Origin of the sequence: Listeria sp. ILCC792, from assembly GCF_900186135.1 — a bacterium.
GTDB lineage: Bacteria > Bacillota > Bacilli > Lactobacillales > Listeriaceae > Listeria > Listeria goaensis.
Genome location: NZ_FYBO01000007.1, coordinates 99,168 through 114,125, shown reverse-complemented (window position 1 = coordinate 114,125; position 14,958 = coordinate 99,168). Strand labels below are relative to the sequence as shown.

Here is a 14,958-nt window from a genome sequence, read left to right as displayed (position 1 = left end):
GCGCAGGGGCCCTGCTAGGTAATCCTAAGCAAGTGCCTGCGTGTTATTTGATGAACCCACGATAATTCCGTTTCACAAGTTGACCTTCGAGTTGTTTCGTTGTATCTAGTGCTACGCCGATTACGATTAGAAGACTTGTACCACCGATAGCGAGCGTTTGAGGAAGACCAAAAGCGGTCGTACCGATAGTTGGAATTACAGCAACTGCCGCTAGGAAAAGTGCACCAACAAATGTTAGACGGTAAAGTACCGAAGTAAGATATGCTTGTGTTTCTCTACCTGGGCGTTTACTAGGGATATATCCACCTTGCTTCTTCAAATTGTCAGCCACTTTTTCAGGGTTAACTTGAATGAAAGCATAGAAATAAGTGAATGCGATAATTAGTGCTACATATAAAATCATGCCGATAGGTTTCGTATAATCAAACACATTTTTGAGCACAGCAACAACTTCATTACTACTATCAAAGAAAGTAAGAATGGTTTGTGGTGTGATAATAAACGCACTCGCGAAGATTACCGGAATAACCCCAGCAGAGTTAAGTTTAAGTGGCAAATGAGTTGCCTGAGCACCAGCTTGCTTGTTACCTGCAACACGTTTTGAATATTGAATCGGGATTTTACGTAAAGCTTGTTGGAAGTAAATAACTACTACTACGATTAGAAGTGCAGCTAGTGCGATTCCAGCAAGAACTAAAATGTGTAGGAAAAGCTGATCTCCAGCTCCTTCGATTTGTTGTACGTAAACTTGACGAACACCATCAGGAATACGTGCAACGATACCAGCAAAGATAATAATGGAAACCCCATTACCAACACCTTTAACTGTAATTTGTTCCCCTAACCACATAAGGAACATTGTACCTGTCATTAGTACAATCGCAATTAGAATGTACTGTGGAATTGACGCATTAAAAATCAAAGTAGATCCTGAAAGTCTGTTAAAGCCATATGCCATACCAAACGCTTCTACTAAACCTAAAATGATTGTTAAATAACGAGTAAGTTGGTTGAGTTTTTTACGACCCATTTCCCCTTGCTTCGCCCATTCCGTAAGTTTAGGAACAACATCCATTTGTAATAGTTGAACAATGATGGACGCCGTGATGTACGGCATAACACCCATTGCTAAAACGGAGAAGTTTTTTAATGCTCCACCATTAAATGTGTTTAGAAAGCCAAAAATCCCGCCTTCCATCGTTTGTTGCAATGCAGCAGCATTCACCCCAGGCACGGGCACGAATGTTCCAATACGGAAAATAATTAACATCGCAATTGTGAAAAGAATTTTTTTACGGATATCAGCTACTCTAAAGAAGTTGACTAACGTTGAAAACATTAGATCACCTCAGTTTTCCCGCCAGCGGCTTCGATTGCTTCCTTAGCAGCTGTGGAAAATTTATTTGCTTTCACTGTAAGTTTTTTCTCAATAGATCCATTTGAAAGGATTTTAATACCAGATTTTGCATTACGCACAATACCAGTTTCAATTAATAATTCAGGTGTTACTTCTGTACCTTCTTCAAAGCGATTTAAAACATCTAAATTCACAACTGCGAATTCTTTACGGTTGATGTTCGTAAATCCACGTTTTGGTATACGGCGGAATAATGGAAGTTGTCCACCTTCAAAACCTAAACGTACACCGCCGCCGGAACGAGCTTTTTGCCCTTTATGTCCACGACCGGAAGTTTTACCGTTACCAGAGCCTGTACCACGACCAACACGATTACGCTCTTTGCGAGAACCTTCAGCAGGCTTAAGTTCGTGTAGTTTCATGTCAAGCACCTCCTCCTAATTCTAGTTTATTACATTTGAAAATTTCGCTTAAACTTCTTTAACGTCCAGAAGATGACTAACTTTGTTAACCATCCCACGAATTGCAGGATTATCTTCTTTAACGACAACGGAATTTGTTTTACCAAGACCTAACGCTTGAACAGTTTTACGTTGTGGTTCGGGACGACCGATTAAGCTACGTTTTAGAGTGATTTCTAATTTAGCCATAATGATAATTCCCTCCTTATCCTAGCAATTCTTCTACAGTTTTGCCACGAAGTTTTGCAACTTCTTCAGCTTTTTTAAGTTGTTTGATACCGTCGATTGTAGCGCGCACCATGTTGATAGGTGTATTTGATCCAAGTGATTTGGAAGATACATCTGCAACACCAGCAAGCTCAAGTACGGCACGAACAGGACCACCAGCAGTTACACCAGAACCGGCGCTCGCAGGTTTAAGAAGGATTTCTCCCCCACCGAAGTGACCTACAACTGTATGCGGAATTGTTGTGTCAACAGTTGGTACGAATACCATGTTTTTCTTCGCATCTTCAACAGCTTTACGAATAGCGTCTGGAACTTCTTGTGCTTTACCAGTACCGAAGCCCACGTGACCGTTTTTATCACCAACAACAACAAGTGCTGTGAAGCGGAAACGACGACCACCTTTAACTACTTTAGCAACACGGTTGATTGTAACAACGCGTTCTTCTAAATCTAATTTGTTTCCATCAATAATTTCAGCCATGCAAGGTTTCCCTCCTTCTTATTAGAATTGTAATCCGTTTTCACGAGCAGCTTCAGCAAGAGCTTTTACGCGACCATGATATAAGTAACCTCCGCGGTCAAATACAACAGCAGAAATTCCTTTTTCAGAAGCACGTTTTGCGACTAATTCGCCAACTTTGCTAGCAGCGTCAACTTTTGATTCGCTTGATGCGAAATCTTTATCTAAATTCGATGCACTTACAAGTGTCACGCCATTTACATCATCAATTAATTGAGCGTAAATATTTTTATTAGAACGAAAAACGTTTAAACGTGGACGACTTTCAGTTCCAGTAATTTTAGAACGAACACGAGCATGTCTCTTTTTACGAACTTTATTTTTGTCGATTTTGGTAATCACACGACTCACCTCTTCTCTAATAGCCTATGCGGCATTATTTACCAGTTTTACCTTCTTTACGGCGTACATATTCGCCTTCGTAACGAATACCTTTGCCTTTGTATGGCTCAGGCGGACGTACAGCGCGAATATTCGCAGCTAGTTCACCAACGTGTTCTTTATTGAAGCCTTTAACGATAATTTTCGTATTAGCAGGAACATCAATTTCTACACCTTTTGGCGCTTCGAATTCTACTGGATGAGAGTAACCTACGTTAAGAACAAGTTTAGAACCTTGTTTTTGTGCACGGTAACCGACACCGATTAATTCTAAAGTTTTTTCGTAGCCTTCAGATACTCCGACAACCATGTTATTTAAGATTGCACGAGTCGTACCATGAAGAGCACGATGAGTTTTATTATCAGTTGGACGGGAAATGTTAATTTCGCTTCCTTCAATATCAATTTTAATGTCTGGGTTAAACTCTTTAACGAGTTCACCTTTAGGACCTTTAACTGTAGCCTTAGCTCCGTCAAGTGTAACAGTTACACCAGCAGGAATTGTAATAGGCTTTTTACCGATACGGGACATTTATCGCACCTCCTTGTGTTATATATTTCTTACCAAACGTATGCTAGAACTTCTCCACCGACTTGTTTAGCGCGAGCTTCTTTGTCAGTTAAAACACCTTGCGAAGTTGATACGATTGCGATACCAAGACCGTTAAGTACTTTAGGCACCTCATTTGATTTAGCGTATACACGCAGACCTGGTTTACTGATACGTTTCAAACCAGTGATTACACGTTCGCCAGACGGACTATATTTTAAGAAAACACGGATAGTGCCTTGTTTGTCGTCTTCGATATACTCAACATCGCGTACAAAACCTTCACGTTTCAGGATTTCAGCGATTTCTTTCTTGATTTTAGACGCAGGTAATTCTAATTTATCATGCTTTACCATGTTCGCATTACGGATACGAGTTAGAAAATCTGCAATTGGATCTGTCATCACCATGTGTAATTACCCTCCTTCCTTAAACTTTAACTTACCAGCTTGCTTTTTTTACGCCGGGAATTTGACCTTTATAGGCAAGTTCACGGAAACAAATACGGCATAATTTGAATTTGCGAATAACGGAATGTGGACGTCCACAACGTTCGCAACGAGTATACGCTTGAACTGCGAATTTTGGTTCGCGTTTTTGCTTAGCGATCATTGACTTTTTAGCCACGTTTTCGCCTCCCTACTTTTAATTATTGATTATTTTTGAAACGGCATTCCAGCTAGAGTTAATAACTCACGGGATTCTTCATCAGTTTTGGCAGTTGTAACAATAACTACATCCATACCTCGAACTTTAGATACTTGATCATAATCAATTTCAGGGAAAATTAATTGTTCTCTCACACCCAGCGTATAGTTCCCACGGCCGTCGAAAGCTTTTTTCGAAACACCACGGAAGTCACGTACACGTGGAAGTGAAACAGTAATTAATTTGTCTAAGAAATCATACATACGCTCACCACGAAGCGTTACTTTAGCACCGATTGGCATTCCTTCACGAAGACGGAAACCAGCGATAGAGTTTTTTGCTTTTGTGATTACAGGTTTTTGACCAGTGATTAAAGCTAATTCTTCAACAGCACTGTCCAAAACTTTAGCGTTTGCTACTGCGTCACCAACACCAGTGTTGATTACGATTTTTTCAATTTTTGGTACTTCCATAACGGAAGAATAGTTAAACTTGCTCATCATAGCAGGAACAATTTCCTTAAGATAGCGATCTTTAAGGCGATTCATGTAATGTTGCCTCCTTCCTCAAATACTTATTTATCGATTACTTCACCGGATTTTTTAGCTACACGTACTTTTTTATCGCCTTTTACTTCATAGCCTACACGAGTAGGTTCACCAGTTTTAGGGTCGATAAGCATTACGTTTGATACGTGAATTGGTGCCTCAACATTCAAGATTCCACCTTGTGGATTGATGTTGGAAGGTTTCGTATGTTTTTTCACCATGTTAATTCCTTCAACAATTACACGATCTTTTTTCGGAAATGCAGCAAGGATTTTGCCGGATTTGCCTTTATCTTTACCAGTAATAACTTGTACTTTATCACCTTTTTTGACATGCATAAGTTTTAGCACCTCCTTGGTTTGAAACTTGTTTTTTAAAGAACTTCTGGAGCTAAAGAAACGATCTTCATAAAGTTGTTTTCACGAAGTTCGCGAGCAACAGGTCCAAAAATACGTGTTCCACGAGGACTTTTATCATCACGGATAATGACACATGCATTTTCATCAAATTTGATGTAAGAACCATCTTGACGACGTGCTCCACTCTTAGTACGAACGATTACTGCTTTAACAACTTCACCTTTTTTGACAACGCCGCCTGGTGTTGCTTGTTTAACGGTACACACGACAACATCGCCAATGTTAGCAGTTTTGCGTCCTGATCCACCTAGCACTTTAATAGTTAACACTTCACGTGCGCCAGAGTTATCAGCCACTTTCATACGACTTTCTTGTTGAATCATTAGGACACCCTCCTTCCAGAATAACGGGTAAGAAATAATTTCTTATTTTTATAATAAACGTTAGATAATTACTGCTTCTTCTACTACATCAATTAAACGGAAACGTTTAGTTGCGGATAGAGGACGAGTTTCCATGATACGAACGATATCGCCAGCTTTAGCAGTGTTATTTTCATCATGCGCTTTGAACTTTTTCGAATACTTAACGCGTTTACCATACAAGCCATGCTTTTTGTATGTTTCAACTACTACAGTGATTGTCTTATCCATTTTGTCGGATACTACGCGACCTGTATAAATTTTACGTTGATTACGGTCAGTCATGCATTAAAACCTCCTTACGATTTTCTTTTTAAGCAAGTTCTCTTTCTTTAACAATTGTTTTCATGCGCGCGATAGATTTACGTACTTCTCTAATACGTGCAGTATTTTCCAATTGTCCTGTAGCTAATTGAAAGCGCAGGTTGAAAAGCTCTTCTTTTAGCGCTTTTTCTTGATCTTTAATTTCGGTAGTGGATAGTTCACGGATATCATTAGCTTTCATTTGCTTCACCACCAATTTCTTCACGTTTTACGATCTTAGTTTTGACCGGCAGTTTGTGTGACGCAAGACGTAACGCTTCACGCGCAACTTCTTCAGGTACACCTGCGATTTCGAACATAATTTTGCCGCGTTTAACTGGGCTTACCCAGCCTTCCGGAGCACCTTTACCTTTACCCATCCGAACCCCGATTGGTTTAGAAGTGTAAGATTTATGAGGGAAAATTTTAATCCAAACTTTACCGCCACGTTTCATATAACGAGTCATAGCGATACGAGCAGCTTCGATTTGACGGTTAGTAATCCAAGAAGCTTCAACCGCTTGAAGACCGTATTCACCAAATGCTACTTCAGTTCCGCCTTTTGCACGTCCGCGCATGTTACCACGAAACTCACGACGATATTTAACACGTTTTGGAACTAACATTATTATTTTCCTCCTTCCACATTGTTTTTCTTCGTAGGAAGGACTTCACCGCGATAAATCCAAACTTTAACGCCTAGTTTACCGTAAGTTGTGTCAGCTTCTTCCCATGCGTAGTCAATGTCTGCACGCAATGTATGAAGAGGTACTGTTCCTTCGCTATAATGTTCAGCACGAGCGATATCAGCTCCGCCAAGACGACCAGATACTTGAGTCTTAATTCCTTTAGCACCAGCGCGCATAGTACGTTGAATTGCTTGTTTTTGTGCACGACGGAAGGAAACACGACCTTCAAGTTGTCTAGCAATATTTTCTGCAACAAGTTTAGCGTCTAAATCAGCACGTTTAATTTCAACGATATTGATGTGTACGCGTTTGCCTGTTAATTCGTTAAGTGATTTACGAAGTGCTTCAACTTCAGAACCACCTTTACCAATTACCATACCAGGTTTTGCAGTGTGAATTGTAATGTTTACACGATTAGCTGCACGTTCGATTTCAACACGTGAAACAGAAGCATCAGCAAGACGTTTTGCGATAAAATCACGAATGCGTAAGTCTTCATGTAAGAAGTCCGCATATTCTTTTTCAGCGTACCATTTAGAATCCCAGTCACGAATGACACCGATACGCATACCTATTGGATGTACTTTTTGACCCAACGTTATCCCTCCTTCACTTCAGATACCACAACTGTGATGTGGCTAGTACGTTTATTAATTGCACTTGCACGACCTTGTGCACGTGGACGGAAACGTTTAAGAGTTGGACCTTCGTCTACGAAAGCTTCAGATACAACTAAACTATTCACGTCTAAATCATAATTGTGCTCAGCATTTGCCATAGCAGATTTTAATACTTTTTCAATGATTGGTGAAGCCGCTTTTGGAGTAAACTTCAAAATTGCGATTGCTTCGCCTACTTGCTTACCTCGGATTAAATCAATAACGATTCTCGCTTTACGAGGAGCAATACGTACCGTTTTGGCAACGGCTTTTGCGCTTGTAACTTCATTTGCCATTTAGATAGCCTCCTCTCGAATTATCGTCTAGTTTTCTTATCGTCTGCCGCGTGGCCACGGTAAGTACGAGTTGGTGCAAATTCACCTAATTTATGTCCTACCATATCTTCTTGGATATAAACAGGAACGTGTTTACGTCCATCATATACAGCGATTGTTTGACCTACAAATACTGGGAAGATTGTGGAACGACGAGACCAAGTTTTGATAACTTGTTTTTTGTCGCTTTCATTAGCAGCTTCCACTTTCTTCATCAAGTGATCATCGACAAAAGGTCCTTTTTTCAAACTACGACCCATGACGGAACCTCCCTTCGTATAGTCAGGCAGCTCGGAGCATTTCTCCGTGCTGTCCTGCTAACTTTAATTTAATCATATTAACCCAGAAATTATTTACCTTTACGACGACGTACGATAAATTTATCGGAGTTATTGTTTTTCTTACGTGTTTTGTAACCAAGAGTTGGTTTACCCCATGGTGACATTGGAGATTTACGTCCGATTGGCGCTTTACCTTCACCACCACCGTGTGGGTGATCGTTAGGGTTCATAACGGAACCACGAACCGTTGGGCGTTTGCCTAACCAGCGGCTACGTCCAGCCTTACCGATGTTGATAAGTTCGTGTTGTTCGTTCCCAACTTGACCGATAGTAGCACGGCAAGTAGCAAGAATCATGCGAACTTCACCAGAGTTAAGGCGAATAAGAACATATTTCCCTTCTTTACCAAGTACTTGTGCACTTGTGCCGGCAGAGCGAACTAATTGTCCACCTTTACCAGGTTTTAATTCGATATTATGGATAACTGTACCCACTGGAATATCTTTAAGTTCTAAAGCGTTACCGACTTTAATGTCTGCTTCTGCTCCAGAGTAAATTGTTTGGCCTACTTCAAGACCTTTTGCTGCGATGATGTAGCGTTTTTCTCCATCAGCGTAGTTGATTAACGCAATATTTGCTGAGCGGTTAGGATCGTATTCGATTGTTGCTACACGACCTGGAACGCCATCTTTATTACGTTTGAAATCGATCACACGGTATTGACGTTTATGTCCACCACCGTGATGACGAACAGTTAACTTACCTTGGTTGTTACGACCAGCCTTCTTTTTCATAGGACGTAGTAAAGATTTTTCTGGAGTACTCGTTGTAATCTCAGCAAAATCAGAACTTGTCATATGACGGCGGCCGTTTGTGGTAGGTTTGTACTTTTTAATCGCCATTTTTTTCCCTCCTCGTTAGATTTTTTTATTCTAAACGTTCGTTTTAAACTTCAAAAAGTTGAATTTCTTTACTGTCAGCACTCAATGTAACAATCGCTTTACGACGTTTGTTTGTGTAGCCAACGTAACGACCCATGCGTTTCTTTTTACCTTTGTAGTTCATAACGTTTACTTTTACAACGTCAACTTCAAAAATTTCTTCAATCGCATGTTTAATTTGAGATTTTGTCGCGCGAGTGTCTACTTCAAAAGTATATTTCTTGTCATCAAGAATACTTGTAGATTCCTCCGTTACGACTGGGCGCTTAATGATGTCGCGTGCATCCATTACGCAAGCACCTCCTCTACTTTTTCGACAGCTGCTTTAGTAATGATTAATTTATCATGACTAGCAACTTCTAGTACTGAGATACTTTCAGCTGGGATAACTGTAATGCCTTGGATATTGCGGGCAGATAATTCTACGTTTTCGCTTTCTCCAGCAACTACAATTAGAGCTTTAGAATCTACAGAGATATTTTTAAGGAAAGCTGCAAAATCTTTTGTTTTAGGCGCATCAAACGCTAAGTTTTCAAGTACAAGAACGTTTTCGTCTTTCACTTTAGAAGATAGGATTGATTTAATCGCTAAACGGCGAACTTTCTTTGGTAATTTGTATGCATATGAACGAGGTGTTGGGCCGAATACGACACCGCCTCCACGCCATTGCGGGGAACGAATCGAACCTTGACGAGCACGACCAGTACCTTTTTGACGCCATGGTTTACGTCCACCACCACGTACTTCAGAACGATTTTTTACTTTATGAGTTCCTTGACGTAAGGAAGCTCGTTGGCTCAAAATCACATCAACAACTACTTTTTCATTCGGTTCGATACCGAAGACAGCATCATTCAATGTAATTTCGCCAGCTTTAGAACCATCTTGTTTAAGTAAGCTTAGTTTTGGCATTCGTTAGTCCTCCTTTCCAAATAAATTATTTTGCTTTAATAGCAGTTTTAATTTGAACTAATGATTTTTTCGCACCAGGAACGTTACCTTTAACTAAAAGTAAGTTCTTTTCTACGTCTACTTTAACGATTTCCAAGTTTTGGATAGTGATTTGATCTCCACCCATACGACCTGGAAGAAGTTTATTTTTGAAAACACGGTTAGGCGCTACAGGACCCATTGAACCAGGGCGACGGTGGTAACGAGAACCGTGAGCCATAGGCCCGCGAGATTGTCCGTGGCGTTTAATTACACCTTGGAACCCTTTACCTTTCGATACGCCGGTCGCGTCGATGATGTCACCTTCTGCGAATACGTCTACTTTTACTTCAGAACCAATCTCATACTCGTCTAAGTTAACATCGCGGAATTCGCGAATGAAGCGCTTAGGAGTAGTATTGGCTTTTGCTACATGACCTTTTTCGGGTTTGTTTGATAAAACTTCACGTTTGTCTTCGAAGCCGATTTGTACTGCTTCGTAGCCGTCAGTTTCAACAGTTTTCTTTTGAAGTACTACGTTGTTAGCCGCTTCAATTACTGTTACTGGAATTAATTCTCCATTTTCAGTGAAAACTTGAGTCATCCCTACTTTTCTACCTAAGATTCCTTTGGTCATGAGTCACACCTCCTGTTAATAGTTAATTTTTTTCGGACAAAACATGCCCAAGAGTTTATTAGAGTTTAATTTCGATATCTACACCGCTTGGCAAGTCTAAACGCATCAAGCTATCCACAGTTTGTGGTGTTGGATTAACGATGTCGATTAAACGTTTATGCGTACGCATTTCGAATTGTTCGCGCGAATCTTTGTATTTGTGAACCGCACGTAAAACTGTGTATACAGATTTCTCTGTTGGAAGTGGAATCGGACCAGATACAGAAGCACCAGAACGTTTCGCAGTTTCCACAATTTTTTCAGCTGATTGATCCAAGATACGGTGATCATAAGCTTTTAAACGAATACGAATTTTTTGTTTTGCCATTATTTTCCCTCCTTCTCGCCTACTTTTAAAATAGACATTCTCCATGGAAATTACCTGAGTACCCGCCATGGCAAAGCGGCCGGGTGTGTCAGCAACCTTCCACTTCATCACATCTTGCGCCCCAATAGCTTAGGGGTGCTCATACAAAAGGGCAGACGGATGCCTACTCATTTGCACTTTATCTATTATACACGTGTTGAGGCTTGTAATCAACCGCTTTTTGAAAAAAGTTTGACTTTCTTTTCATTGTAAAAACAGGCGTTCGTTTCTTTCTTGTTTTTTAATAAACTATTGGCGCGAAGTAATTGCTTGCTCCGCACAAATTAAGGCCGGCCAAAACGGTGAAGGGAGTTAAAAAAAGAGCCTATATGGCTCTTTTCGCGGAGTTTGGGCAATTATTTTTTATAAACCGAAAGAATCCATGACGTTAAAAGTTGTTTTGGCATCATTATCACTACCAAATAATAGATTCCAGTTAATCAGATTTACGTTTTGTACATTTTGTCCCATGAAGCGATATTTTGTCGTCTCATTTGCTTTTGGAATATGCATACCCGTTTCGTTAATCACTTTTCCAAGGTCAATATCTACATCTACTAAGATACGAGATTCTACAATATAGGAGAAACGCGGATTTTTAAAGATTAGAGTATTATCTTCTATAGAAAAGTCTTGTTGCATATATTTGTAACTTTTCATTGTGATTCCCGTTGCTTTTTGTCTGAATTTCGCCGTTACTGCTTTTTTGAAAGAATCCGTTTTACTGATTTCTTCAAATTCTTGCGGTAATTTTAGCGTATAGTAGGTTTGGTCGGCAACTCCCCCGCCAAAACCATACTGTGCGTAATAATTTAAGGACAATACTCCTGTCGCATTATTTTTAGCATCGTAGCTAATTCCTGATTTCGCTGCGGTTCCTTTAATTTTTAGCGATCCACGCTCATAAACTGATATCCCTCTAGCTTGAATCATCTCGTTATCTGAAGCTAGGGCTGTTCCAGCCGGTGAACCCGCCACTATCATACCCGCAATTAAGCATGGCGTTACTATCGTCTTTGCTAATTTTTTCTTATCCATCTTTTATTTGACACTCCTCATTCTTATATTCCTTACTCCGCCAAAACATTATACTTTAAACCTATATAGGTGTAAATATACCCTATTTTTCAGATTATTTTTCAGATTTTTATGTAATTGTACAAAGAATGTTCATAAAGCTGTTGTTTTTGGAGTTTTGCGCTATAGCTAAAAAGTTGTTTTACATATAAGGTATACTTAAAATCATGCTATAAAACACAATCGTATTTGGATTTGAACTCAATTTTCGCAAAAAAAATCTAAAAATCTTCAAAAAGTGAAGATTTTTAGATTTTAAGTACGCAATACAATTAGCATGGCTGTCAATAAAATAAGAACAAACAATGCGATTAAATCATTGAGATGGAAATGGAGAATTTTAAATCGCGTCCTACCTTTATCTCCTTGATAGCCGCGAACTTCCATAGCGTCTGCTAATTCTTCGGCCCGGTTGAATGAGCTGACAAATAATGGGATAAAGATGGGGACGACGACTTTCATTTGCTCAAACAAATTGCCTTCACCAAATTCGACTCCGCGTGCGCGCTGAGCTTTCATAATTTTATCCGTTTCTTCCATTAAAGTTGGAATAAATCGCAGAGCAACGGATAACATGAGCGCGATATCTTGAACTGGCATTTTAACATATTTAAAAGGTTGTAAAAGATACGCAATTGCGTCGGTTAAGTCCATTGGCGTTGTCGTGAGTGTAATCGCTGTTGATAAAATAATGATGAGCGTAAAACGAATGAATACATAAATACCATTTATAATACCAAAAGAAGAAATGACGAATGGACCGAAATCTAAATAAATCGTACCGCCACTCGTGAACAGCATTTGCATCATGACTGTAAACAGAATTAGCCAAATGAGCGGCTTGACACCTTTTATAAAAACTTTGATTTTAATGCCCGTCATCGTAATAACCATGAGCGTAAATAAAATCATAAGCGCATAAGTTTGGATGTTATTCGCTAAAAATAGAATGCCGATGAAATAAAAACCTGCTAGCAATTTCGTTCGCGCATCTAACGCGTGGATAAGCGATTGACCAGGAACAAAACGACCAAATATAAGTTTGTCTATCATTTTCGCCCTCTCCTTTAATGCGTGAAATAAACGATGCCAACACTAAGCGCCATCAAGACGGTTAACGATGCGTTAATCATCACAAAATTTTTAATGCCAATAACAAACGTTTTCGCTTTCACCTGCTCTTGATTGAATTTTTTCAAATTGTTGTAAACTGGTAGGATTACGATAAGCGAAAGCAGCATGACTGGGTGCAGGTATCCAAGCAGGACGGCTACTACTACGGCTAAAAACGACGCGTAATAAAGCACGTTGAACAAGAGAACCCCCATTTTTCTTCCAATATAATAAGGAAGTGTATAGCGATGGTTGCGAATGTCTTCATCGAGATCGCACAAGTTATTCGCGAGCATGATGTTTCCGATTGTGAAAATGCACGGTAGTGAAACGACGGCGATTTGAATAATTTCGAGCAGGTTGAAGCGAATGTTGATCCACTCGCCTTGCCAGATGAGATTGGCAATTCCTGCGTCAAACGCGTTTACATAAATGGCGAGAAAAAAAATGCCGAACCCCATCGTCACGCCGGAAAAAATTTCGCCAAGTGGCATGCGCGATAGCGGCACAGGACCGAACGTGTACAAAATCCCGATGCAGAAACATACAAAACCGATTAGGAGGACGAGCAAGTCGGTTCTAAAAACGAGCCAAATCCCTAGCCCTGTTGCGATGAAAAACATCGCAAAAATTAAAATGATGACCGTAAGTTCCGGAATTTCCTTTTGTCCAATTATATTACTTGTTTTGCGAAAATCATAGTCGTGATTATTTGTTGCTTTGCGGTAGTCCATATAATTATTAATGGTCGTTGTTGTTAAATCAAAAATCAGCATTGCGAGGAAGAAAATAATGGTATTTTGCCAGTTGAACACTTGATACTCATAAAGCACGTATAACGTCCCAAGCATAAATGGATATACGCTTGCAATTTTCGTGCGGATTTCAACCAGTTCTAAAAACGTCCGAAACGACAATTATTTCTCCCCCTTTCCATCTAGCTCGGCCATTTTAAACGCCTTATCAGTAAGTTCAAATTTATCTTTTAAGCCATCTGTGACATACACTTGCTTATCTTTCGTTACGAAAATCGCTTCCACGTCTTTAAATGAATCGACATATGCCATACCATCTTTGACGCCTTTCATGAAGACGGCGGTGGAAAGTCCATCACCATCGATTGATTTTTTCGAAACGATGCTAACACCTGCCAGTTCATTGTTGCACGGGTAACCTGTGAACGGGCTTAAAATGTGGTGATACTTCACCCCGTCAACTTCCAAATAGCGCTCATAAATGCCGGAGGTTACGACCGAAATATCCGAACCAGGCAGCTTCCCAATTGTTTGTCCGCGAGTTTCAAACGGATTTTGAATACCAATCGTCCAGTTGCCACCTTTTGGATTGTCGCCGCGCACAAAAATATTGCCGCCTAAATCAATGATCGCAGATGTTACGCCCTCGCCTTTCATGACCTTGTTTACCTCATCAGCAATATAGCCTTTCGCAATACCACCAAGATCAAGCGCCATGCCTTTTTCAGGCAAATAAATGGTTTGTTCTTCCTTGTTCATTTCAACTTTCTTATAGTCAATTAGCGGTAAGACAGCTTGAATTTCAGCTTCTGTTGGTTTTTTGGCATCTGAAAAACCGATGTGCCATAAATCCGTTAATGGTCCTACCGTAATATCAAAATCGCCGTCAGAAGCTTTGCTGTATTTAATACCTTCTTCAACAAGATAAAACATATCTGATGTCACTTTAACTGGTTTTATCCCTGCATTTTGATTGACTTTATCAATTTCAGATTTGCCTGCATCACTCGTCGTAATTTCAGCGGCTAGCTTTTTAATGCGTTCAAAGCTCTTGTCAATCGCTTCTTCTTTGCCTTTATCATAGACTTTCAACGTAACGACTGTTCCCATTAAAAATTCCGTTTTCGAATATGGCTGATCGAGCAGCTCGACCTGTTCTTTTTCCCCAGAGCATGCACTTAGTAATAAAATAAAAATAAGTCCTGTTAAAAAAACGATTTTCTTCATGCGCGAACACCTTTCAAACTTTCTATTGCTTCTTACACTATAGCGTAAAATCCGTTCAAACGCTATATTAAAACACCCTTAAAGTTCGCATAAACTTTAAGGGTGTCACTATGTTTTAAGTCAATTGCTAA

26 protein-coding genes are annotated in these 14,958 nt (G+C 39.8%); all 26 read right to left on the bottom strand.

Annotated features, from left to right (window positions below):
* Positions 1-43: 43 nt before the first annotated feature.
* The 26 genes from secY to CFS60_RS09035 all read right to left on the bottom strand — a co-directional run bounded on the left by secY (position 44) and on the right by CFS60_RS09035 (position 14,827).
* Positions 44-1,339, bottom strand: a complete 1,296-nt coding sequence (gene secY / locus CFS60_RS09165) for a preprotein translocase subunit SecY (RefSeq protein WP_088810714.1) — start codon at positions 1,337-1,339, stop codon at positions 44-46.
* Entirely contained in the window at positions 1,339-1,779 is a 441-nt protein-coding gene (gene rplO / locus CFS60_RS09160; RefSeq protein ID WP_088810713.1) for a 50S ribosomal protein L15, read from the bottom strand. Before rplO ends, secY begins: the two co-directional genes overlap by 1 nt.
* A gap of 48 nt (positions 1,780-1,827) precedes the next feature.
* Positions 1,828-2,007, bottom strand: a complete 180-nt coding sequence (gene rpmD, locus CFS60_RS09155) for a 50S ribosomal protein L30 (protein ID WP_088810712.1) — start codon at positions 2,005-2,007, stop codon at positions 1,828-1,830.
* A gap of 16 nt (positions 2,008-2,023) precedes the next feature.
* Complete coding sequence (gene rpsE, locus CFS60_RS09150) at positions 2,024-2,527, bottom strand: 30S ribosomal protein S5 (protein WP_007474795.1); 504 nt, start codon at positions 2,525-2,527, stop codon at positions 2,024-2,026.
* A 21-nt stretch (positions 2,528-2,548) separates the two neighbouring features.
* A complete protein-coding gene (gene rplR, locus CFS60_RS09145) occupies positions 2,549-2,908 on the bottom strand; it encodes a 50S ribosomal protein L18 (RefSeq protein ID WP_088810711.1) in 360 nt (119 codons plus the stop codon).
* 34 nt (positions 2,909-2,942) lie between these two features.
* On the bottom strand, positions 2,943-3,479 hold the full coding sequence (rplF, locus tag CFS60_RS09140; RefSeq protein ID WP_088810710.1) for a 50S ribosomal protein L6: 537 nt from the start codon (positions 3,477-3,479) through the stop codon (positions 2,943-2,945).
* A gap of 29 nt (positions 3,480-3,508) precedes the next feature.
* Positions 3,509-3,907 carry a 30S ribosomal protein S8 gene (gene rpsH / locus CFS60_RS09135; protein ID WP_007474801.1) on the bottom strand — a complete coding sequence of 133 codons (399 nt, stop codon included), beginning with the start codon at positions 3,905-3,907 and terminating at the stop codon, positions 3,509-3,511.
* Positions 3,908-3,938: 31 nt separating this feature from the next.
* The gene (locus CFS60_RS09130; RefSeq protein ID WP_007474803.1) at positions 3,939-4,124 is read right to left on the bottom strand and encodes a type Z 30S ribosomal protein S14; all 186 of its coding nucleotides are present in this window, start codon (positions 4,122-4,124) and stop codon (positions 3,939-3,941) included.
* 29 nt (positions 4,125-4,153) lie between these two features.
* Entirely contained in the window at positions 4,154-4,693 is a 540-nt protein-coding gene (rplE, locus tag CFS60_RS09125) for a 50S ribosomal protein L5 (protein ID WP_007542993.1), read from the bottom strand.
* A 26-nt stretch (positions 4,694-4,719) separates the two neighbouring features.
* Positions 4,720-5,031 (bottom strand): 50S ribosomal protein L24, encoded by a 312-nt coding sequence (rplX, locus tag CFS60_RS09120; protein ID WP_007474807.1) that lies wholly within the window; start codon positions 5,029-5,031, stop codon positions 4,720-4,722.
* Between the two features lie 35 nt (positions 5,032-5,066).
* On the bottom strand, positions 5,067-5,435 hold the full coding sequence (gene rplN / locus CFS60_RS09115) for a 50S ribosomal protein L14 (RefSeq protein WP_003723686.1): 369 nt from the start codon (positions 5,433-5,435) through the stop codon (positions 5,067-5,069).
* A 60-nt stretch (positions 5,436-5,495) separates the two neighbouring features.
* A complete protein-coding gene (rpsQ, locus tag CFS60_RS09110) occupies positions 5,496-5,759 on the bottom strand; it encodes a 30S ribosomal protein S17 (protein WP_088810709.1) in 264 nt (87 codons plus the stop codon).
* A gap of 28 nt (positions 5,760-5,787) precedes the next feature.
* Positions 5,788-5,979 (bottom strand): 50S ribosomal protein L29, encoded by a 192-nt coding sequence (gene rpmC / locus CFS60_RS09105; protein WP_007474820.1) that lies wholly within the window; start codon positions 5,977-5,979, stop codon positions 5,788-5,790.
* A complete protein-coding gene (gene rplP, locus CFS60_RS09100) occupies positions 5,969-6,403 on the bottom strand; it encodes a 50S ribosomal protein L16 (RefSeq protein WP_007474821.1) in 435 nt (144 codons plus the stop codon). Before rplP ends, rpmC begins: the two co-directional genes overlap by 11 nt.
* Positions 6,404-6,405: 2 nt before the next feature.
* Entirely contained in the window at positions 6,406-7,062 is a 657-nt protein-coding gene (gene rpsC / locus CFS60_RS09095; protein WP_007474823.1) for a 30S ribosomal protein S3, read from the bottom strand.
* A 2-nt stretch (positions 7,063-7,064) separates the two neighbouring features.
* Complete coding sequence (gene rplV, locus CFS60_RS09090; RefSeq protein ID WP_007474825.1) at positions 7,065-7,421, bottom strand: 50S ribosomal protein L22; 357 nt, start codon at positions 7,419-7,421, stop codon at positions 7,065-7,067.
* Between the two features lie 20 nt (positions 7,422-7,441).
* A complete protein-coding gene (gene rpsS, locus CFS60_RS09085) occupies positions 7,442-7,720 on the bottom strand; it encodes a 30S ribosomal protein S19 (RefSeq protein ID WP_007474827.1) in 279 nt (92 codons plus the stop codon).
* Between the two features lie 89 nt (positions 7,721-7,809).
* Positions 7,810-8,643, bottom strand: coding sequence for a 50S ribosomal protein L2 (gene rplB / locus CFS60_RS09080; protein ID WP_007474829.1), 834 nt, complete (start codon positions 8,641-8,643; stop codon positions 7,810-7,812).
* Between the two features lie 43 nt (positions 8,644-8,686).
* On the bottom strand, positions 8,687-8,971 hold the full coding sequence (gene rplW, locus CFS60_RS09075; RefSeq protein WP_007474831.1) for a 50S ribosomal protein L23: 285 nt from the start codon (positions 8,969-8,971) through the stop codon (positions 8,687-8,689).
* The gene (gene rplD, locus CFS60_RS09070; RefSeq protein WP_088810708.1) at positions 8,971-9,594 is read right to left on the bottom strand and encodes a 50S ribosomal protein L4; all 624 of its coding nucleotides are present in this window, start codon (positions 9,592-9,594) and stop codon (positions 8,971-8,973) included. The genes rplW and rplD overlap by 1 nt, the downstream gene beginning before the upstream one ends.
* Positions 9,595-9,619: 25 nt before the next feature.
* The gene (rplC, locus tag CFS60_RS09065; protein WP_088810707.1) at positions 9,620-10,249 is read right to left on the bottom strand and encodes a 50S ribosomal protein L3; all 630 of its coding nucleotides are present in this window, start codon (positions 10,247-10,249) and stop codon (positions 9,620-9,622) included.
* Between the two features lie 58 nt (positions 10,250-10,307).
* A complete protein-coding gene (rpsJ, locus tag CFS60_RS09060; protein ID WP_007474836.1) occupies positions 10,308-10,616 on the bottom strand; it encodes a 30S ribosomal protein S10 in 309 nt (102 codons plus the stop codon).
* A gap of 402 nt (positions 10,617-11,018) precedes the next feature.
* Positions 11,019-11,693, bottom strand: coding sequence for a hypothetical protein (locus tag CFS60_RS09050; RefSeq protein ID WP_088816188.1), 675 nt, complete (start codon positions 11,691-11,693; stop codon positions 11,019-11,021).
* A 294-nt stretch (positions 11,694-11,987) separates the two neighbouring features.
* Positions 11,988-12,785 (bottom strand): FAD export ECF transporter transmembrane subunit FmnA, encoded by a 798-nt coding sequence (gene fmnA, locus CFS60_RS09045; protein WP_088816187.1) that lies wholly within the window; start codon positions 12,783-12,785, stop codon positions 11,988-11,990.
* Between the two features lie 14 nt (positions 12,786-12,799).
* Positions 12,800-13,762: a 1,4-dihydroxy-2-naphthoate polyprenyltransferase gene (menA, locus tag CFS60_RS09040; RefSeq protein WP_088839113.1), complete on the bottom strand. Its 963-nt coding sequence runs from the start codon at positions 13,760-13,762 to the stop codon at positions 12,800-12,802.
* The gene (locus tag CFS60_RS09035) at positions 13,763-14,827 is read right to left on the bottom strand and encodes an FAD:protein FMN transferase (RefSeq protein WP_088810703.1); all 1,065 of its coding nucleotides are present in this window, start codon (positions 14,825-14,827) and stop codon (positions 13,763-13,765) included.
* Positions 14,828-14,958: the final 131 nt, after the last annotated feature.